We start from the raw sequence: 19,150 nt of genomic DNA, 5'->3' as shown, positions 1-19,150 counted from the left end.
ACCCTCCATTAGTCTTTTTGTCTGTTTCTGATTCTTGATGCATAACCTTCTTTATTCGTCTGTCTTGCCCTGGCAACAGATAGCGCATCTTCAGGTATATTTTTGGTAATCGTCGACCCGGCAGCAACATAAGAACCTTTTCCAACAGTTACCGGAGCGACTAAATTAGAATTACAGCCAATAAATGCATCGTCTTCAATAGTTGTCAAAAATTTATTCTTTCCATCATAATTAACCGTAATCGTTCCACATCCTATATTTACATTGCTTCCAACATCTGCATCACCAATATAACTCAAGTGGGATACCTTACTATTATTGCCAATTACCGTCTTCTTCACTTCAACAAAGTTGCCGATTTTTGCCTCATCGCCAATTGCTGCTTCCGGACGGATGTGTGCATATGGTCCAATCTTCACACGTGCACCAATCTTGCTGTCAGTCGCTACACTTTGTTTAACAACGGAAGCTTCGCCAACCATGCAATTATCAATTTCACTGTGTGGACCGATCACTGCATCGGATTTTATTGTCGACGAACCTTTGATAATCGATCCAGGTTGGATTAATACGTCCTGTTCAATGACAACCTCGGGATCAATGTACGTGTTATTAGGGTCAATAATTGTTACACCATTTCGCATATGATTTTCATTAATACGCTTTTTCATTGTCATTTCTGCCTGTGCGAGTGCGACACGATCATTGACTCCAAGTGTTTCTTCAAAATCGGGTGTTAAGGATGCACTGACTTTTTCGTTCTGATTCCGCAAAATTTCAATGACATCCGGCAAATAATACTCACCCTGTGCATTATCATTTGAAACCTGCTGTAAAGCTTCGAAAAGCGCCCTATTATCAAAGCAGTATGTTCCCGTGTTTATTTCATTAACCAACAACTCTTCATCAGTTGCATCTTTATGTTCAACAATCCGCTCGACTTCATTTTTTTCATTACGAATAACCCTACCGTATCCTGTAGGGTTTGGAGCTTTTGTCGTTAAAATTGTCGCCTTTGCACCAACTTGCTCATGATGTTCGAAAAGTTTCTTGTATGTTTCACTTGTGATTAATGGAGTGTCTCCACATACTACAATTGTTGTTCCGTCTTTATCTTTTAATAACTCTTCTGCCTGTAATACGGCATGCCCAGTTCCCAATTGTTCTTTCTGGACGACTGATTTACTCTGATCACCAATATGTTCCGTTACTTTTTCAGCACCATGCCCGACAATCGTAACCATTTCATCTAAATGCAACGGATTTAATTGATCGATGACATGCTGTACCATCGGACGGCCCAAAACGGGATGAAGCACTTTGTACAATTTGGACTTCATTCTGGTACCCTGTCCGGCTGCAAGAATGACAGCATTACGTTTTCCCATCAGGAATCCTCCATTTCTGATTATCCATTATGAATATATCTTAAAAAAGGAAGGATTTCAACAGATAGATTCAAAAACGGAAGTGACCGGTTAGCGACGTATGAACTGGACTGAGCCGTAGGAGATAAAGGAAACACGTTGAGCGAATGCGAAACGATGTTGACTTATCGTACGGAGGTGAGGGAAGTTGCACTAGTCGCTGGTCACTGGAGTTGGACGTGGCCAAAGTTAATTAGGCAAAAAAAGAAGGCTAACCTGTTTGCTTGCAGATTAGACCTCTTGTTGATCATATTTAGGAAGCACCTGCTTCTTCGTACTCCACTTCTTCTTCCCCGGCACGATGGTATTCCTCTAATACGGCATCCTGGATTTTTGCACGGGTATTAGAATTAATTGGATGTGCAATATCTCTGAACTCACCATCCGGGGTCCGTTTTGATGGCATGGCCACAAATAGTCCATTATTTCCATCAATAACACGGATATCATGGACTACAAATTCCTGATCCAAAGTAATCGATGCAATAGCTCGCATTCTTCCTTCTGTATTTACGCGGCGCAATCTTACGTCAGTTACTTCCATGATGATTCACCACCTTTTCCATATTGAACTTATTACCATATTTCAACAAAACTATGAGAATTCCTGCCTAGATTTGAAAAAAATTATAAAAAATATACAAAAAAATAAAAACCTTTCCAATTTGGAAAGATTTTCATGTTATTTTACCCGTGCGAATTTCCGGGTTTCACTTCAATATATTTTTGTTTCAGATCAACATTTGTTATTTTTACCAAAGATGTATAATCTTCCACGACACGTTCATCTTCTTCATCATCCGCTTCTGCCAAAACACCGATTGCTTTAACATTTGCATTAAATTCATCCAAGAGACTCGTCATCCCGTTTATTGTTCCGCCCGCTTTCATAAAGTCATCGATAATACAAACATTGGCATTCTCCTGTAAACTTCGCTTTGGAAGTACCATTGTCTGAATTTTTCTGGATGACCCGGAAACATAGTTAATGCTCACGGAAGATCCTTCGGTAACTTTCGGGTCCCTTCTAACAATTACAACAGGTACATTAAGAACAGAAGCAACCGAATATGCGAGTGGAATTCCTTTTGTCGCTACCGTCACCACAACGTCAATTTCCAAATTCGAGAATGCTGAGGCAAGTACACGTCCTATTTGCTTAACCATTTTGGGATCACCAAGAATATCACTCATATACAAATAACCACCAGGAAGAATCCTTACAGGGTCTTCCAGTGTATGACAAAGTTCCTCCACAAACTGTTTTCCGTTTTCTTTTGAAAGAGCAGGAACATAACGTACGCCACCCGCCGCTCCAGGAATAGTCTGCAGGTGTCCAAATCCTTCCTCCTGCATTACCCGGTCAACAATAACCAAATCCTCACTGATGGATGATTTGGCAGCATCATATCGTTCCGAAAAAAACGGTAAAGACATATGTTTTTTCGGATTTTCCAAGAAATAATTAGTTAAGGAAACCAAACGATCGCTTCTTTTCATAATCCACCTCTAAAGCCGAATATTTACTATTAAATATACCATTATTATACGTATTTAATCAAGTGTTACCGACGATCAAGCAGTTGAACAACATAAACTTCATCGCAAAAACCTCGTAATCCATTGTAAATACGCTTCGCTTTGCTAAAATGCTCAACAAGCCCAACGACAGTCGGACCGCTTCCACTCATCAAAACGCCATCAGCACCAGCCTGCACCATTTTATTCTTAATGCGCTCTACATTTGGATATAACGAAAAAGTCACACGTTCCAACGCATTGCCGACATTGGCAGCGAGATTTGTGAAGTTTTTGTCTTCCAACGAATGGATAACCTCCTGTGTATCGGGATGGAACAGCTCGTCCACAACAACTTTTTCAAAAATAATCCAAGTGGAAATACCGATATTCGGCTTTGCCAAAACAGCATAGCAACGCGGGGGTGAATCCAGTTCACGGACTTTTTCACCACGCCCCGTACCGATTGCAGTTGTACTGTGAACGCAAAACGGAACATCAGAGCCTAACCCTGCCCCAAGCTCAGCTAATTCATCCAGAGAAGCTCCAACTGACCACATCCGATTGAGTCCGCGCAATACAGCGGCAGCGTCACTGCTCCCGCCACCCAAACCAGCTGATACAGGGATGTTTTTCTCTATTTCGATATGAACGCCATTTGTAAGCTGATATTTATTTTTAAAAGCCAGAGCAGCCTTATAAGCAAGATTTCGCTCATCATTTGGAACATACTGATTATCCGCGGATACCTCAATTGTATCTTCTTCAATAGCGTACAGTTCAACACGATCAGCCAGATCCACGGTTGTCATGATCATTTCCACTTCATGATAACCATCATCGCGTTTACCAAGAATATCAAGCGATAAATTGATTTTAGCCGGCGCCCTTTCGAATAAAATCATCTCCGTCACCCACTTTAAATATCTGAACAAATTGTACCATATATGAAAAGTGAAGGCGACTAAGGAAAAACACAATGATATTTACCATCGCAGTAGACATAAACTGCGAAACAGTATTATTAAGTGGGGCTCTCTGACCTAGCAGATAGAATATACTCGATTTCATAAGTTTTAGTTGTTAGGCTTTCTTTTGTGCTTCATACCCTTGATGAACCACTTTTCATCGATGTTTTCGCTTCCAATTGTCCTTCATAACCCCGATGAACCACTTTTCATCAATGTTTTCGCTTCCAATTGTCCTTCATAACCCTGATGAACCACTTTTCATCGATGTTTTTGCTTCCAATTGTCCTTCATAACCCCGATGAACCACTTTTCATCAATGTTTTCGCCTCCAATTGTCCTTCATAACCCGTCCTACCCGCAGGAGTACCGCATCTCAAGAAAAACGTGCGACAAGAAGCGTACGAAAAAGCTCAACAGCCGCCCACGGCTAAGAAGACACTGCGAAAACGTACTTTTTGAGCAGATGTCGCCTTGGTACCCGGAGGTGTGAAAGCGAAGTGTTTTTCCGGAGCGGAGTTAATCCACTCAACTTGTTTCAAAGTAGTTCGCAATCTATGGAAATTCCTAAGTAATGTTTCATTTTCTTAAATGACGCAAAAAATAAAGAAAGGCAAACCCATTTAGGGTCTGCCATTCATGTTTTGCTCGGCCATTTCGATCGCACGTTTCACCATATTTCCGGCATCTTTTGCTCGGATGCCGCCCCAGCCTTCTTTTTGCACGGTGTCGTAAAAACCTAACTCTTTGGCAATTTCTTCTTTCAATTGGTCTGACATCATTCCGCCGCGTCTACCCATGAAAGAACATCCCCTTTCTATTCAGAGTCCTTCTTACGACATCTATAGCTTATGTATTAAGGAGAAATATACACCCGTAATATGTATGCAAAAAAGGAAATATTTTATTTGCTGAATTCGTATTGTTTCAGCATATTTTCCAGTTTCAGTGCCAAACTGATATTACCATCAATTTTAAGTTTACCGGTCATAAACGCTGTTGTACTGTTCAAATTTCCAAGTAAGAACTTTTTGAAATGGTTTAATTTCATTTTCAAGGTGCAATCCGGATTTTTCTCGTTTGTATAATACACAAAAGCATCTCCATTTTTAAATTCCAACTGGTAGATGCCGCTTTCTTCATCGGTTAATTGAAATTCATATACAGCATTCACATCTTCATACGGATTTTTATTTTCCTGTAACTGCTGATTAATAATGCTCCATATTCCATTAGTCGATAAATTTTCGATTGATTCCATCTGCTTATCTCTCCCCCAGACAAAAATAAAAACAGTAAACGTATGTTTACTGTTCTGCCGCTAGTGCTCCATCTTGAAAGTTTAATTCTACCGTTTCTGTTAACACGTCTGCATAGCTGTAGGAAACACGTTCGAATGCATTTTCGTCCTGATCTAATTCAACAATGAAAACAGAAGGATACGTTTCTGCCAAAGTGCCATAACGTTCAATCGTTTTTCTTCTGCCACCATTGGCTTTTAGTTTTAAACGTTTACCAATTTGGCATTCAAGACCTTGCTTAATTTCGATTAATGTTTTAGCCACTACACTCCACCTCACTGTTTATATAATATCACAAGCTTGTTTAATAGTCAAATAAAACTTTATATTATAACAGTATACCTTTTTTAATGTCAACAAGTAAATTTGCTTTCTTTCCCTATTATTACAAAATGTTAACAAATTATGTATGGATTTGGATAAGAAAAAACGGTGGTCCTGCCAAACCCTTGATTTATCAATGATATAACCCATTAATAAAATATTTACAGAAGGCTGATGCATTCATATCAGCCTTCATCACCAGATGTTTCATCTATATAAGGCATACCCGTTCTGAGCAATCCTCTTGTTTCGACGCCTCCCATACCTTTTTCCCCGGTTAATGTATTTCGTAATGCATCCCACACACTTATTTTTTCCATAAAGGGGGTATAAGCAATCTTTGCTGCAATATAAACCGGATCCAATGCATGAATATTAATCCGGGACGGAGAGCTTGCAAAGTTTGCACCCGCACGTATTAATGATTCAAAATGGGATTGGCATGCTCCTGCGAATATGACAAGCTGATCCAAATTCGGCACTTTATGCCGGGCAGCACGAACTGTCTCCGCAAAATATTTTGAATGGCGGTACGCACGAAGGTCATTTTTCAACCCTTTATTTTTGGAAAAAGCATCATGGCCGGTAATAACGATAATGTTTGGCTGAATTTTATCCACTAGCGGCCCGATCTCATCAGGCATTTCTTTTTCATTTACATGAACACCATGGACCTGGAGTCCCATCCGATTATACAAATCGATACACTTTCTTAAGTAGGTCGGGTCCCCGTCTATATGGAGTACTTTTGACGGCAACTGAAAAAAACTTACTGTATTTTGATACCCATCGCTTACGTAATAATCCCGTTTCTCTTTCATCAATTGATAGTCCTGACGAAATAATCGGTAGGAGAATTCCTCCTGTTCCTTTACTTTCTGTCTTCTTTTCTCCAAATCTCCATCCTCGACTCGCATCAGATCATCTGTTGGTGCATCTGCCATCAGACGAATATCTTCACCATGCAGTGTTACGATATCCTCGGAAATAGACGCAATACGAAATAATAAATCATGTTTATGTGATACACGTGTTACCAATTCACCTGTTGAAAAACGCATATAGCCACCTCACAGCCTCCATAGGATGAAAGCACTCCTATCATAGGCTATGAAAGGAACCGGGCTACTGTGCAAAAAAAAGCTATTGCATCAAGTCTGCAATAGCTTTGAATTATGCCTGTTCCGCTTTGTTTAATGTATTGGCAAGCAACGCAAATTCGCTCATATCAAGTGATTCCCCGCGCCTTGTACCATCTATTCCTATCCGTTCCAGCATGGCAGAAATCGTTTCTTTGTCATATGTTTCTTTAAAATAACTGACAAGGTTATTCCGCAATGTTTTTCGTCGTTGGGCAAAGCATGCCTGCACGATTTCAAAAAAGTAATCCTCATTATCCACCTGAACAGGTGCTCTGTCTCGTTTTGTCAGCTTTAATACACTTGAATCAACATTCGGCTGTGGCATAAAAACACTCTTCGGAACATTCATTACCACTTCTGCATTTGTATAATATTGAACTGCTAGCGTCAGTGACCCGTAACTTTTACTGTTTGGTTCAGCAGCCATCCGTTCGGCAACTTCCTTTTGAATCATTACCGTAAAACTTGTCACAGGTAGGTACTCACGCAGAAGCTTCATCAAAATCGGTGTCGTAATGTAATAGGGAAGATTGGCGACAACATGAACCGGTTGGCCAGGTTTAAATTGACTCCTGATGGTTTCGCCGACATTAGCCTCCAGGATATCCTGATTGATGAATTGGATATTATTATAGTCTTTCAATGTGTCCTCTAAGATAGGGAGCAGGCGCTGATCAATTTCATAGGCAATCACTTTATCAGCGTGAATCGCCAACTGCTCCGTCAGCGCACCGATACCTGGTCCGATTTCAATTGCAGCCGACGATTTATCAATTCCTGCCTGTTGAATAATATTTTCCAGTATATTTACATCGATCAAAAAATTCTGCCCCAGGCTTTTTTTAAAGGAAAACCCGTATTTCTTCAGTATCTCCTGTGTTCGTTTCGGGGTGGCGATTTTTTTAGTTGTCATTGTTTTCCTCCTGTAATACCTGGTTTATCGCTTGTTCAAACTGCTCTTTTGTAATCTGGAACATGTTTAAGCGTTTTAACAGCTGTTTTCCATTCGTATGGCCAATTTGCAGCAGTTCACTAAGGCGATCACGTCTGCTGCTTGCCTTTGGACTGCCAATTAAGCCATAAGCGATAAGTGCATCCCTCGTTATCCCATTATCTTCAATTTCCTGTAACTCATACACATCCTGTAATGCCTGCCTGATCGCAGTAATTGACGCATGTTCAATCCCAAGACTTTTATTGTGGGAGTGTTTTGCCTGTGCATCGTCACGTTTCAGAAAGGCGTGTTTGCATCCAGGTACAGCTTGACCGACCATATGACGAATACGTTCACCGGGATAATCAGGATCAGTGAAAATAATTACACCGCGTTTGTCCTTTGCATGTTGTATCTGTTTTAAGATTGTCTCATTTATGGCAGATCCATTCGTTTCAATGGTGTCTGCTTCAACAGCTTGTTTAATTTTAGCTGTATCATCACGGCCCTCGACAACGATAATTTCTTTGATTTTCACTTAAGCTCCTCTTTTCAAATTAAAGGTTGTTATTTAGGGAAAAAATCCGTAGACTGTGAAGTAATGAAAAAATAATTGAGTGTGCTAAAGCACCGCTCCGGAAATACACTTCGCTTTCCGTGGGCGGCTGCTGAGCCCTCTTCGTGCTACCGCACTCAGATGTCTCATCTAGGCCTCTGCTCCCACAGGAGTCTCCGTGTATTTCCTCCGCTGAGTTTTACTGTAAATAAATTGAAAAGATATATCAAGATTTTTAAACCACTATTCCAGCTGCGGTGGTCGAAGAGCTTTACTATCTGATTAGTAATCAGATTTAACTCGCAGTTTACGTCAACAGCACTTATAAAAAAGCACAAAAATATTATTTCAAAAAATAATGCTCCTACCACAATATCATGGTAAGAGCATTTTATCATTTATTAATCGAGAATTTTTACTTTGACATTCGTTCGTGTTCCATATGCTAATGCGTCAGCTCTAGTCGGCAGATGGATATCAACGTGATGTCCATTCACTCCACCGCCAGTGTCAGCTGCAACCGCGGTTCCATATCCCTCTACCCAAACTTTGGTGCCTAAAGGAATAACACTAGGATCAACGGAAACAACTTTTGCATTCGGATTAGCATTTAAATTTATTCCTGTTGCAGTATATCCTGAACATCCAGTACAGTCTGCACTATACGCTGTTACTGTCATTGAATATACTTTTCCATTACCATCATTACCTCCAGATGATAATGTTACAAGGTTTCGTTCTTCTTCTTTTGTGCCAATTGCAACAACTCGGTTTTCACTTTCCTGTTTCACTGTTTTATCAATGAGCTCACGCTTAACTTCCTTGCCATTTTCTTCGGTCACTTTATATTCTTTGACAACTAAGCCTTCTTTTCCTTCAGAGATAACATTTTCTTTCCCTTTTTCCATGCTGCTGTCTTTTCGCTTCTCCACCTCATAGGCGATTGGTTCTTCTACTTTTTTCGTGAATGTATTAACACGGACGATTTTGATGGTAGTGTTCTGGTTTACCTTTGTATCCTTACCTGGTTTTATTTTATCTGACTTATCCCAGGAGAAGTCGTTTGCCTTTAATACATCTGCAACAGTGCCGCCAGTAGCCCAGATCTTTTGTTTCTTGTCGCCATTATTAATAGTTACCTGAAACCCTTTTTCAATGGAAAGTTCCATATCACCATTAATGGCATCCGATTTTGCAAAAGATAATTCATCATGCTTCGCTACATCGATGCCTTCCTCTTTAAGAAATTCACCTACTTTATCAAGCGTTGTAAAAAATACCCGTTTGTTTCCATCTATCGTAACTTTTACTTCGTGTGCCTGTTTGTATGTAATATTCATTCCGTCTTTTACAGCTTCATCTTTTTTATGTGATAATTCGTCATGTTTACTAATTTTAATTCCGACTTCAGCAAGTAACTCACTTACTGTATCGGCATGCGTTTTTACTGTCTGTTCTTCCCCATTGTCTGAAACCACAACTTCTGCTTTCGTTGCTTCAAATAGGACAAAACCGGAGAAAACAACCAGTGCCAATACACCGATACTGGAAATAACCAGCTTCCATTTAGATGCCGACAATAGCTTTGAAAGTAATTTCATGCTCCTTGCCTCCTTTTACTGCGACTCTGATTATATAAACATGAGTATGCAAATTCAAGCCAAATCCGTTTACGGTTTGTTTACAATTGAGTTACAAATGATAACTAACGTATGACAACAAGTCTGAACACCTGATACACCGCCTTTCTGACCCATAAAAATAAGACTGGCATTTGCACCAGTCTCAAAAGAATATCCATATTTATTATCTTTTATTACAATCAAATTTCACCAAATTCAAACCTTATTTTTGAATTCCAAAGAAGGTTAAGGCGTTTTGTGTCGTAATGTTACTAAGTTCATCGAAAGGCATTTCACGCAGTTCGGCAATTTTCTCAGCAACTAATTTTACATATGCCGGTTCATTGCGTTTCCCGCGATTGGGGTGGGGTGCCAGGAATGGTGCATCTGTTTCTACCAGCAGACGGTCAAGAGGCACTTCAACTGCCACATCTTTTGGTAATGTAGCATTTTTAAACGTAACCGGCCCACCGAGTGAAATATAAAAGTTCATATCAAGAAATGCCTGAACAAATTCGGCTGAATCATTGTAACAATGCATAATCCCGCCTACTTCATTTGCATCTTCTTCCTGCAAAACCTCCATAATGTCTTCTGTTGCTTCACGGTTATGAATGATAATCGGCATATTTACTTTTTTAGCCAGTGCAATTTGCTTACGGAAGACTTCTTTTTGCACGTCTTTTGGCGATTTGTCCCAATGATAATCAAGCCCCATTTCACCAATTGCAACTACTTTCGGATGCGCTGACAGCTCCTCAATCCAGGCTAAGTCTTCATCTTTCATATCGACCGCATCAACAGGGTGCCACCCAACAGCCGCATAGATTGTTTCATACTGCTCGGCAATTTCCATCGCAATCGGAATCGTTTCCCGGTCAAAGCCAACGACAACCATATATTTTACTCCCGCATCAAATGCACGCTGTATTGTTTCATCCCGATCGTCAAAAAAATCTCGTGCATTCACGTGAACATGTGTGTCGAATAACATTTCATCACTCCTCAAATGAAAGAGACTGGGACATAACAAAAAGTGTTGAACAAAAGACAACAATAAATGGAAATAGCGGAGGGAATATATGCCCCTGCATCAGGGGTATGCCGACGTTGGCCGCAAAGGCCGGTTTTAGTCGGCCTTCCTATATGTACGGGAGGAAAGGCATCGGTGAGACTCGGAAGTGCGCCAGCAATCTTTTTTGCGAGGAGTGCTGCTTCTCCGGAATTACTTGCAACACGACGAGCACGAGGAGGCTCACCAGCCGCCCCCGGAAAGCGAAGTATATTCCCGGAGCGGCTTTTATGCACCATTTCCATGATAAAACACTTTTGTCCCTGCCTCTTTTCATAACCTTTATTTTACAATAGATCCGTTTGGTAGGGACTGTTCAACAGATGCCAAGGACAGCTTGCCATCTGCATCCTCTCCACTGAGGACCATTCCTTCAGACATTTCACCACGTAATTTAACTGGTTTCAGGTTGGTTACACAAATTACTTTTTTCCCAACCAGATCTTCCGGTTTGTAGTGTTCGGCAATGCCTGATACTACCTGGCGCTTATCTGTTCCAACATCAAGATGAAGCTTCAGTAATTTATCTGCCTTTTTCATCGGTTCTGCCTTAAGTACTTCAGCAACACGCATATCAAGCTTCATGAAGTCATCAAAAATAACTTCCTCTTTTTGTTCCGGCACTTTTTTTGCTGCTTTCTTTTCCTCCTGTGCCGGTTTTTGCATCATCGCTTTTATTGTCTGGACTTCTTTTTCAACGTCTAACCGAGGGAAAATCGGGTCGCCCTTTTGGACTTTTGTGCCTGCTTTAACTTCCCCATCTGTGTTAAGACTATCCCACTCTTTTAAGGAATCATTCTGTATGCCCAGCTGCTTGAAAATTTCTGTTGGCGTTTCCGTCAGAAATGGCTGCAGCATAATTGCTGTTTTTCGTAATGATTCAGCAAGATGGGCCATTACATTTCCAAGACGTTCTTTGTTTGCTTCATCTTTCGCCAGTACCCATGGCTCTGTTTCATCAATATATTTATTCGTTCTGCTGATCAGCTGCCATAGAGAAGATAGAGCCACAGAGAATTGCATGTTTTCCATTGCTTCTTCTGTCTTTATAATCGTGTCTTTCTGAAACTGCTCAAGTGATTGATCGATGTCTGTCTCAGAAGCTTTATATGTAGGGATCTCCCCATTGAAATATTTATCAATCATCGCTACTGTTCGGTTCAGTAAATTCCCGAGGTCATTTGCCAGGTCATAATTGGTTCGTTCGACAAATCCTTCCGGGGTAAATACACCGTCAGAACCAAATGGCACTTCTCGCAACAGATAGTATCTTAGGGCATCAAGGCCGTAACGATCGATTAATTGAACAGGATCAACCACATTTCCTTTTGATTTGGACATCTTTCCATCCTTCATCAAAATCCATCCATGGGAAAATACCTTCTTCGGTAATGGCAGATCCAATGCCATCAGCATAATCGGCCAGTAAATCGTATGGAAACGAACAATTTCCTTACTCATTAAATGCACATCAGCCGGCCAGAATTTTTGATATTTTTCATCATTGTCTGTACCATAGCCAAGCGCTGTAATATAGTTTGACAACGCATCAATCCACACGTAAATAACATGTTTTGGATTGCCTGGGACTTTAACGCCCCAGTCAAACGTCGTCCGTGAGACGGCCAAATCCTCAAGACCCGGCTTGATAAAGTTATTCAGCATTTCGTTTTTACGGCTTTCCGGCTGAATAAACTCTGGATTTTCATTATAAAACTCCAGAAGACGGTCGACATACTTACTCATTTTAAAGAAATACGATTCCTCTTTTACCTTCTCTACGGGGCCGCCGCAATCCGGACAATGGCCGTCATCCAGCTGGCGCTCAGTAAAAAAGGATTCACATGACGTACAATACCAGCCTTCATATTCATCCAGATAAATATCACCCTGATCCAGAAGCTGAGCAAATATTTTCTCGACAACCTTTTTATGCCGCTCCTCGGTCGTACGGATAAAATCATCATTGGAGATTTTCAGTTTCTTCCAAAGGTCCTGGATTCCACTTACAATTTCATCAACATATGCTTTGGGTTCCATACCTTTTTCTTTCGCTTTACGCTGAATTTTTTGTCCATGTTCATCTGTACCAGTCAGGTACATTACTTCATACCCGCGCAAGCGCTTATAACGGGCTATTGCATCACCGGCAACCGTTGAATAGGCGTGTCCGATATGTAAATTGCCACTCGGATAGTAGATTGGTGTTGTTATATAAAATGTGTTTTTTTCCTTTGGCATCGTTAGACCTCCTGCTCCTTCATTATTTCTATTGTAGCGATTTTAACATAAGATTTCCAATATCGTACGGATTAAGCTTAATTTAACATCCATTATTGCCAAATTACTCCTGTTTTTTTCTTAGATTGTTTTCTACTTAGCAATTTTTATAAACTGTGAACTACTTTGAAACAAGTTGAGTGGATAAACACCGCTCCGGAAAAACACTTCGCTTTCACACCTCCGGGTGCCAAGGCAACGGCTGCTCAAAAAGTACGTTTTCACAGTGTCTTCTTAGCCGGGGACGGCTGCTGAGCTTTTTCGTACGCTTCTTGTCGCACGTTTTTCTTGAGATGTGGTACTCCTGTGGGCAGGACGGATTATGAAATACAATTGGAGATGGAAACGTTGGTGAAAAGTGGTTCATCAAGGGTATGAAGCACTATTACAAGCACTAACATCGATGAAAAGTGGTTCATCAAGGGTATGAAGCACAAAAGAAAGCTTAACAACTAAAACTTATGAAATCGAGAATATTCTATCTGCTGGGTCAGAGAGCCCCCACTTAATAATACTGTTTCGCATTTTATTTCAACTGTGGAAAAACATCGATATCAACAGCCGCTCCGATTAATATAGTTCACTAATCGTTTGTAAATTTTCAAATCTATTTTACTTTTTTCTAAATATTGTTGACACTATTGGGAAGGCTTGGTACGATATTCCATATACAGATGTCGAAACATGCCGAAAAATTTTACCAAAGTAATGGAAAACCATCGTCGTTTGCCATAACGAGGCAATCTACATGTTTTTCCAACCATTGAGGGGAGAATGGAAAAATGAAATCTACTGGAATTGTACGCAAGGTTGATGAACTTGGAAGAGTAGTTATTCCAATTGAGTTACGCCGTACACTTGATGTTCATGAAAAAGATGCTTTGGAGATTTACGTTGATAATGACAAAATTGTATTGAAAAAATACAAGCCAAATATGACTTGTCAAATTACCGGGGATACATCAGATGAAAATATGTCATTAGCGAATGGTAAAATTGTTCTTAGCCCCGAGGGAGCACAAGAACTCATCAATGAAATCCAATCGCGACAAACTAATAAGTGATAAAAGTGGCTGACGCGCATCATGTAAAATCGTCAGCCACTTTTTTAGTCGATATGAAAAGCCTGATACACATCACGCTTCGCCATATTTCTGTCCGCAGCAACTCGCTTGATTGCCTCTTTACTCGGAATATTCTCTTCGTTGATATACGCTGTTACATGGTTTTTTATGGACAGATGACTCCACCAAAGACTGTTTTCTTCAGCAACTGCTTCACTGGACCCCTCAACTACCAGACAAAATTCACCTTTAAGCTCTTTTTCTTCTGTCCAGCTGATAAGTTCTTCAATCGTACCGCGTACATATTCTTCAAATTTTTTAGTCAGTTCCCGTGCTGCTGCCATTTGTCTGTTACCTAATTGTTCATGTAATGCTTTTAACGTATCTTTTAGCCTGTAAGGAGATTCATAAAAAATCAATGTAGCCTGTAATGTCTTTAACCGTTCCAGTTCCATTGTCTTATCTTTCTTTTTACGGGGAAGGAAGCCATAATAATGAAATTCCCCCGCAGATAAACCTGAACCAACCAATGCACATAAGGCGGCATTAGCACCAGGCAAAACAACAACCGGTTTGTCTGCTTCAATAGCTGCCTGAACCAGTTCATATCCTGGATCAGAAATAGCCGGCATACCAGCGTCACTGACAACCGCAATCGACTCATCATTCGTCAAACGGTCAATCATTTCTCTTTCACGGCTTTCCTTATTGTGCTCGTGATAACTGATCAGTGGCGTTGCAATCTCAAAATGATTAAGCAATTTTCTCGTATTTCTGGTATCTTCAGCAGCAATAACGGAAACAGTCTTTAATATTTTCAATGCGCGATAGGTGATATCCTCCAGATTACCAATCGGGGTTGGAACAACATACAAACCACCTTCAGCATCTCCGCTAAAGCTATTTTGTATTTTCATAGTTCATCACCTCTTTCAGCTTGTCCCGAATCAGTTGAAACTTTTCTTTACGGGAAAGCTGTTTGACCTGATATTCCTTCTGCATTGCTTCCTCTTTTGTCGCAAATTTTTCCACAAAAACAACCTGAAACGGACCGCGGCCACGTGTGTATTTTGCACCTTTTCCTTCTTCGTGCATCGCTAACCTGTGCTCAAGATCGTTCGTGTATCCGGTATATAGCGAATTATCCTTACATTTTAAAATATAGACGATATGTTCTTCATTAGCCATAAATAATGTCCTCTGCTTCCTTTGTATATGTATTATTGTCATTATAAATATATAGTGGCGGCAAAATCGTTAAATCTGCCTTTCCATCGCGAATCGCTTCAATCAGGAGCATATTGGCATCACGGCCCAGTTTTGGATAAACAAATTGCAGCCGTTTTGGTTCCAGATTGTATTGGCGGAACAATGCAATGATATCCACCAGCCTTCCCGGACGATGAACCATTGAAACTTTACCGCCGGGACGTACATGCAGTTTGCAAGCCTTCACCACATCTTCCAATGTACAATAAACCTCATGCCGAGCTATGGTAAGAAAATCATTTTTATTGTGCTCAGTCGCCTCAGGTGTGCGAAAATATGGGGGATTACATGTTACCACATCGAATGTACTGTGACCCAGATGTTCTTTCATTTCTTTTAGGTCACCATGGATCATGGATATTTGCTGGTTTAGTTCATTAAGTGTAACACTGCGATTTGCCATATCAACCAGTCGTTCCTGAATCTCAATACCAATAATAGATGCGTTTGTACGCCGGGACAGCAACAACGGGATGACACCATTTCCGCTGCATAAATCCAAAATGTTCCCTTTTTTAATTGGCACATAAGTAAAATGGGCAAGTAAAACCGCATCAAGTGAAAAGGAAAATACGGTTGGACTCTGGATTATGTTCATGTCCTCATTTGCCAATAAATAATCAAGCCGTTCATCATCGTATAATGGTTCCATTATTTTTATTACCCTCTCATGCCAGAAAAGCTGCCTCCGGTATCGAGAGACAGCTTTACCAATCTTATTTCGTTTTATTCAGAAAGTCCAGGCAGAATATACAATCCTGATCCTGTCTTGGACTGCCAAAGTGAACGTTGCAAATATGAAAGCCTTCTTCATATAATCTGGCCAAATTATCATAACCCTCTCCGGGAATATCCAATGGCCGGTTTAATTTATCATCTTCTTTTGTATCCTCTTTGGTACTGCCGTCAAGTCGATTACGTAAGTGGTGATTTTCCATGGCAAGCCGGTGATTTTCTTCCAGCAATTCGCCCAGTTCACCTTTTAAATCACCAAGCTGTTCGTATAATTCACCTATCTGCTTCTCCATATCGGATACCTGATCAAAAACTTGCCTTTTTTTCACGCCTGTTCACCCCACTATTCTGTGGCTTGCGCTGTAATGATTCCTTCGTCCACCATTTCTTCTAAAGTATACTCAATAACACGTTCTTTTTCTGGGATTTCTATGTGTATCGTCCGCTCAAGTATGTTCAGACCTACTACCTTACCCTCACCATACGGGGTAGTAACAGTCTCTCCCATATCAGGCATCTCACGCTTCGCTGTTTCATAATCATCATTCTCATATTTTAAACAGCACATCAGACGTCCACACAAGCCGGAAATTTTTGCAGGGTTGAGTGAAAGATTTTGATCTTTTGCCATTTTAATTGATACTGGTTCAAAATCTCCCAAAAAAGTGGAGCAGCAGAGCATTCTTCCGCAAGGTCCGAGTCCACCAAGCATTTTGGCCTCGTCGCGTACGCCAATTTGCCTTAGTTCAATCCGTGTTTTGAACTGTGCGGCCAAATCTTTAACTAAATTACGAAAATCGACACGGCCATCCGCTGTAAAATAAAAAATTATCTTATTACGATCAAATGTATATTCCACTTCCACCAGGTTCATATCCAGATTATGTTCAGTAATCTTTTCACTGCACGCTGCAAAGGCTTTCTCCGCATGTTCCTGATTTTCAACTACGGTAAGTTTGTCTTTTTCATCCGCAATCCGGATAACTTTCTTCAGTGGCAGGACAACATCTTCCTCATCAACCTGTTTGTTCGTGATGACAACCTTACCAAATTCGATACCGCGTACCGTTTCCACAACAACATAGCTATCTACTTTCACATTGCTGTTACCCGGATCGAAATAATATATTTTACCCGCCTTTTTAAAACGGACTCCGATAACTTCAATCAATTTATATCACCCCTGTATTTGAACGGTAAGCTGCTCCATAACAAGTGTTGGATTAACATTCTGCTTCAGTTTCCGTTTCGCTTCAAGAAGCGTATTAAGAATGGCCAGTAATTTTTCCTGAGAAAAAAACATCACAAGGCTTTCCAGCTTTTCATCATCACTCGCTAAAACTGCCATGGAAGCTTCCTTACCAATATGAGAATAAAGTATATCCCTGAAAGCTAAAAGCAATAAATCAAGCCCTTGCTCCTGCTGATTTCTATCCTTGAAATGAGGCATCCACTGATTATAAATAAATAAAAATACCTCATCCTGATTTTTTGAGAAGATTTCTATTAATTGTATCATTAATTTTCGTGACTTAGCAAACCACTCATCCTCGCTCAATTGGATTGCATCGTCCAGATTATTCGTCAGTGCACTCATCAACACAGCATTTCTCTCTGTCATGCCTGAATCGACTAACTGCTTTTGAAAAGCCTGGGGATTTAACGGCTGCAGATCAATAATCTGACAGCGGGAACGAATGGTGGAAATAATGGATTGACTGTTTTCGGTCATCATAATGGCGGTCGTTTGTTTGCTCGGTTCTTCAAGAAACTTTAAAATACGGTTGGCTGCATTTGTCGTCAGCGTGTCCGCACCCTTTATAACGTAAACTTTCTGCTCAGATTCCATTCCTGAATAGGTGAATTCTTTTTGCAGATGTTTAATCTGCTCTTTTTTGATTGATTGTCCCTCAGGCTCGATCCAGTGAACATCCGGGTGGTTCCCGGAATCAATCCGTTTGCATGCATTACATTGCTGACACGGCTCTGCACCAGACCTGTTCGTGCAGAAAAGAACTTTTGCCAATAATATCGCAATACTTTCTTTACCTGTTCCCCGTTCACCCTGAATTAAATAGGCATGCGAAATGCGGTCTTTTTTTATGCTGTTTGTAATAATTTTACTGGCTAACGGCTGGATTTCAGTGACTTCAGACCACGTTTTCATCGTTTTTTCCCCATTTTCTCAGCTTAAGTATATAGATTAACCAGCATACCTTTAATCTCACCGATTATTCCCAGAAGGTCTACTGTCTTTTTTTCCTGATTCATAATTTCTTCAGTCAATTCTATTAATTTCTCATCTACTTGTTTTACGATAGCTAATTTGCGATTATTACCGTCCATACTGAAACTGTGCGATTTCTGTAAATCGAGTCCATTGTAAACCGTTTCCTGCAAAAATCCTTTTACCATGCGCTTGAATTTCACTAAATCCTTAAATGAACGAAACCGGGCAAGTTTGTCACCCTGAATCGTAATATTTTTCATTAACTGCTGAATTTCCTGCTGTTTTAATTTTTGTGTTTGGGACTGAACCATTCCATCAAAAGAAGGACGGCCTTCCGTCTGAGCCCGTTGATTGTAGGACGCTTTTTCAAGTTGTGATTGCATTTCCTGGTTGATTTTCATTGGATCAGCCCCTCCTTTAGGTTTTAAATTTGATAAAAGGGTTAACGTTCTAACCCACAGTTAATGTGAACTGAGACGTATTCCAGGAGAATCGGGTTTAGCAACTTTAGTAATGCTCTCTGACGCCGCAGCTGGTTTTAATGGTTTAATAATCTTGATGTCTTTTTATTCATTACAAGCAAAACCCAGCAGAGGAAATACACAAAGACTCCTGGGGGAGGAAAGGCTCATCAGCCGCCCCCGGAAAGCGAAGTGTATTTCCGCAGCGGTGGTCTAACACTCATATAAAGTTACGTCGCAGTTAATA

The 19,150-nt window shown here is 40.4% G+C and carries 21 protein-coding genes; 1 reads left to right on the top strand and 20 read right to left on the bottom strand.

The window, feature by feature from the left end; all coding sequences use genetic code 11:
* Window positions 1-8: 8 nt before the first annotated feature.
* The 13 genes from glmU to metG all read right to left on the bottom strand — a co-directional run bounded on the left by glmU (window position 9) and on the right by metG (window position 13,105).
* Window positions 9-1,388 (bottom strand): bifunctional UDP-N-acetylglucosamine diphosphorylase/glucosamine-1-phosphate N-acetyltransferase GlmU, encoded by a 1,380-nt coding sequence (gene glmU, locus G6R02_RS17155; protein WP_164670621.1) that lies wholly within the window; start codon window positions 1,386-1,388, stop codon window positions 9-11.
* 292 nt (window positions 1,389-1,680) lie between these two features.
* The gene (gene spoVG / locus G6R02_RS17150) at window positions 1,681-1,971 is read right to left on the bottom strand and encodes a septation regulator SpoVG (protein ID WP_164670620.1); all 291 of its coding nucleotides are present in this window, start codon (window positions 1,969-1,971) and stop codon (window positions 1,681-1,683) included.
* 143 nt (window positions 1,972-2,114) lie between these two features.
* Window positions 2,115-2,927 (bottom strand): pur operon repressor, encoded by an 813-nt coding sequence (purR, locus tag G6R02_RS17145; protein WP_164670619.1) that lies wholly within the window; start codon window positions 2,925-2,927, stop codon window positions 2,115-2,117.
* 65 nt (window positions 2,928-2,992) lie between these two features.
* Window positions 2,993-3,850 carry a 4-(cytidine 5'-diphospho)-2-C-methyl-D-erythritol kinase gene (gene ispE, locus G6R02_RS17140; RefSeq protein ID WP_164670618.1) on the bottom strand — a complete coding sequence of 286 codons (858 nt, stop codon included), beginning with the start codon at window positions 3,848-3,850 and terminating at the stop codon, window positions 2,993-2,995.
* Window positions 3,851-4,536: 686 nt separating this feature from the next.
* On the bottom strand, window positions 4,537-4,713 hold the full coding sequence (locus G6R02_RS17135; RefSeq protein WP_164670617.1) for a small, acid-soluble spore protein, alpha/beta type: 177 nt from the start codon (window positions 4,711-4,713) through the stop codon (window positions 4,537-4,539).
* Between the two features lie 104 nt (window positions 4,714-4,817).
* Window positions 4,818-5,174, bottom strand: a complete 357-nt coding sequence (locus G6R02_RS17130) for an SCP2 sterol-binding domain-containing protein (RefSeq protein ID WP_164670616.1) — start codon at window positions 5,172-5,174, stop codon at window positions 4,818-4,820.
* Between the two features lie 46 nt (window positions 5,175-5,220).
* Window positions 5,221-5,478, bottom strand: a complete 258-nt coding sequence (gene veg, locus G6R02_RS17125; RefSeq protein ID WP_164670615.1) for a biofilm formation stimulator Veg — start codon at window positions 5,476-5,478, stop codon at window positions 5,221-5,223.
* A 245-nt stretch (window positions 5,479-5,723) separates the two neighbouring features.
* The gene (gene yabG / locus G6R02_RS17120; protein WP_164670614.1) at window positions 5,724-6,599 is read right to left on the bottom strand and encodes a sporulation peptidase YabG; all 876 of its coding nucleotides are present in this window, start codon (window positions 6,597-6,599) and stop codon (window positions 5,724-5,726) included.
* 112 nt (window positions 6,600-6,711) lie between these two features.
* Window positions 6,712-7,593 carry a 16S rRNA (adenine(1518)-N(6)/adenine(1519)-N(6))-dimethyltransferase RsmA gene (gene rsmA / locus G6R02_RS17115; RefSeq protein ID WP_164670613.1) on the bottom strand — a complete coding sequence of 294 codons (882 nt, stop codon included), beginning with the start codon at window positions 7,591-7,593 and terminating at the stop codon, window positions 6,712-6,714.
* Complete coding sequence (gene rnmV / locus G6R02_RS17110) at window positions 7,583-8,152, bottom strand: ribonuclease M5 (RefSeq protein WP_164670612.1); 570 nt, start codon at window positions 8,150-8,152, stop codon at window positions 7,583-7,585. The genes rsmA and rnmV overlap by 11 nt, the downstream gene beginning before the upstream one ends.
* A 419-nt stretch (window positions 8,153-8,571) precedes the next feature.
* Window positions 8,572-9,771: a resuscitation-promoting factor gene (locus tag G6R02_RS17105; protein WP_164670611.1), complete on the bottom strand. Its 1,200-nt coding sequence runs from the start codon at window positions 9,769-9,771 to the stop codon at window positions 8,572-8,574.
* 244 nt (window positions 9,772-10,015) lie between these two features.
* A complete protein-coding gene (locus tag G6R02_RS17100) occupies window positions 10,016-10,786 on the bottom strand; it encodes a TatD family hydrolase (protein ID WP_164670610.1) in 771 nt (256 codons plus the stop codon).
* Window positions 10,787-11,146: 360 nt separating this feature from the next.
* Complete coding sequence (gene metG, locus G6R02_RS17095; RefSeq protein ID WP_164670609.1) at window positions 11,147-13,105, bottom strand: methionine--tRNA ligase; 1,959 nt, start codon at window positions 13,103-13,105, stop codon at window positions 11,147-11,149.
* An 821-nt stretch (window positions 13,106-13,926) separates the two neighbouring features.
* On the opposite strand from metG, the gene abrB reads away from it, so the two are divergent.
* Window positions 13,927-14,208, top strand: coding sequence for a transition state genes transcriptional regulator AbrB (gene abrB, locus G6R02_RS17090; RefSeq protein ID WP_164670608.1), 282 nt, complete (start codon window positions 13,927-13,929; stop codon window positions 14,206-14,208).
* Window positions 14,209-14,252: 44 nt separating this feature from the next.
* Here abrB and rsmI read toward each other — a convergent pair whose 3' ends face one another.
* The 7 genes from rsmI to G6R02_RS17055 form a co-directional block, all read right to left on the bottom strand.
* Window positions 14,253-15,125 carry a 16S rRNA (cytidine(1402)-2'-O)-methyltransferase gene (gene rsmI, locus G6R02_RS17085; protein ID WP_164670607.1) on the bottom strand — a complete coding sequence of 291 codons (873 nt, stop codon included), beginning with the start codon at window positions 15,123-15,125 and terminating at the stop codon, window positions 14,253-14,255.
* Window positions 15,109-15,396 (bottom strand): GIY-YIG nuclease family protein, encoded by a 288-nt coding sequence (locus G6R02_RS17080; RefSeq protein WP_164670606.1) that lies wholly within the window; start codon window positions 15,394-15,396, stop codon window positions 15,109-15,111. Before G6R02_RS17080 ends, rsmI begins: the two co-directional genes overlap by 17 nt.
* Complete coding sequence (locus G6R02_RS17075; RefSeq protein WP_164670605.1) at window positions 15,389-16,129, bottom strand: tRNA1(Val) (adenine(37)-N6)-methyltransferase; 741 nt, start codon at window positions 16,127-16,129, stop codon at window positions 15,389-15,391. Before G6R02_RS17075 ends, G6R02_RS17080 begins: the two co-directional genes overlap by 8 nt.
* Window positions 16,130-16,193: 64 nt before the next feature.
* The gene (yabA, locus tag G6R02_RS17070) at window positions 16,194-16,505 is read right to left on the bottom strand and encodes a DNA replication initiation control protein YabA (protein WP_425509079.1); all 312 of its coding nucleotides are present in this window, start codon (window positions 16,503-16,505) and stop codon (window positions 16,194-16,196) included.
* Window positions 16,506-16,555: 50 nt separating this feature from the next.
* On the bottom strand, window positions 16,556-17,383 hold the full coding sequence (locus G6R02_RS17065; RefSeq protein ID WP_164670603.1) for a PSP1 domain-containing protein: 828 nt from the start codon (window positions 17,381-17,383) through the stop codon (window positions 16,556-16,558).
* 6 nt (window positions 17,384-17,389) lie between these two features.
* The gene (gene holB, locus G6R02_RS17060) at window positions 17,390-18,379 is read right to left on the bottom strand and encodes a DNA polymerase III subunit delta' (protein ID WP_164670602.1); all 990 of its coding nucleotides are present in this window, start codon (window positions 18,377-18,379) and stop codon (window positions 17,390-17,392) included.
* A gap of 23 nt (window positions 18,380-18,402) precedes the next feature.
* Window positions 18,403-18,843 (bottom strand): YaaR family protein, encoded by a 441-nt coding sequence (locus G6R02_RS17055; RefSeq protein WP_164670601.1) that lies wholly within the window; start codon window positions 18,841-18,843, stop codon window positions 18,403-18,405.
* Window positions 18,844-19,150: the final 307 nt, after the last annotated feature.

Origin of the sequence: Virgibacillus doumboii (assembly GCF_902806455.1) — a bacterium.
Taxonomy (GTDB): Bacteria; Bacillota; Bacilli; order Bacillales; family Amphibacillaceae; genus Lentibacillus; species Lentibacillus doumboii.
The sequence above is the reverse complement of the archived record's forward strand: the minus strand, read 5'-3'. Positions and strand labels throughout refer to the sequence as shown.

Bases quoted from the DNA above. Each gene is read 5' to 3' on its own strand.
- ispE (WP_164670618.1), bottom strand. From the start codon at position 3,850: ATGATTTTATTCGAAAGGGCGCCGGCTAAAATCAATTTATCGCTTGAT.
- G6R02_RS17130 (WP_164670616.1), bottom strand. From the start codon at position 5,174: ATGGAATCAATCGAAAATTTATCGACTAATGGAATATGGAGCATTATT.
- holB (WP_164670602.1), bottom strand. From the start codon at position 18,379: ATGAAAACGTGGTCTGAAGTCACTGAAATCCAGCCGTTAGCCAGTAAA.
- metG (WP_164670609.1), bottom strand. From the start codon at position 13,105: ATGCCAAAGGAAAAAAACACATTTTATATAACAACACCAATCTACTAT.
- G6R02_RS17105 (WP_164670611.1), bottom strand. From the start codon at position 9,771: ATGAAATTACTTTCAAAGCTATTGTCGGCATCTAAATGGAAGCTGGTT.
- yabG (WP_164670614.1), bottom strand. From the start codon at position 6,599: ATGCGTTTTTCAACAGGTGAATTGGTAACACGTGTATCACATAAACAT.
- spoVG (WP_164670620.1), bottom strand. From the start codon at position 1,971: ATGGAAGTAACTGACGTAAGATTGCGCCGCGTAAATACAGAAGGAAGA.
- rsmA (WP_164670613.1), bottom strand. From the start codon at position 7,593: ATGACAACTAAAAAAATCGCCACCCCGAAACGAACACAGGAGATACTG.
- G6R02_RS17100 (WP_164670610.1), bottom strand. From the start codon at position 10,786: ATGTTATTCGACACACATGTTCACGTGAATGCACGAGATTTTTTTGAC.
- yabA (WP_425509079.1), bottom strand. From the start codon at position 16,505: ATGGAGAAGCAGATAGGTGAATTATACGAACAGCTTGGTGATTTAAAA.
- glmU (WP_164670621.1), bottom strand. From the start codon at position 1,388: ATGGGAAAACGTAATGCTGTCATTCTTGCAGCCGGACAGGGTACCAGA.
- rsmI (WP_164670607.1), bottom strand. From the start codon at position 15,125: ATGAAAATACAAAATAGCTTTAGCGGAGATGCTGAAGGTGGTTTGTAT.
- purR (WP_164670619.1), bottom strand. From the start codon at position 2,927: ATGAAAAGAAGCGATCGTTTGGTTTCCTTAACTAATTATTTCTTGGAA.
- G6R02_RS17055 (WP_164670601.1), bottom strand. From the start codon at position 18,843: ATGAAAATCAACCAGGAAATGCAATCACAACTTGAAAAAGCGTCCTAC.
- abrB (WP_164670608.1), top strand. From the start codon at position 13,927: ATGAAATCTACTGGAATTGTACGCAAGGTTGATGAACTTGGAAGAGTA.
- G6R02_RS17135 (WP_164670617.1), bottom strand. From the start codon at position 4,713: ATGGGTAGACGCGGCGGAATGATGTCAGACCAATTGAAAGAAGAAATT.
- G6R02_RS17080 (WP_164670606.1), bottom strand. From the start codon at position 15,396: ATGGCTAATGAAGAACATATCGTCTATATTTTAAAATGTAAGGATAAT.
- G6R02_RS17075 (WP_164670605.1), bottom strand. From the start codon at position 16,129: ATGGAACCATTATACGATGATGAACGGCTTGATTATTTATTGGCAAAT.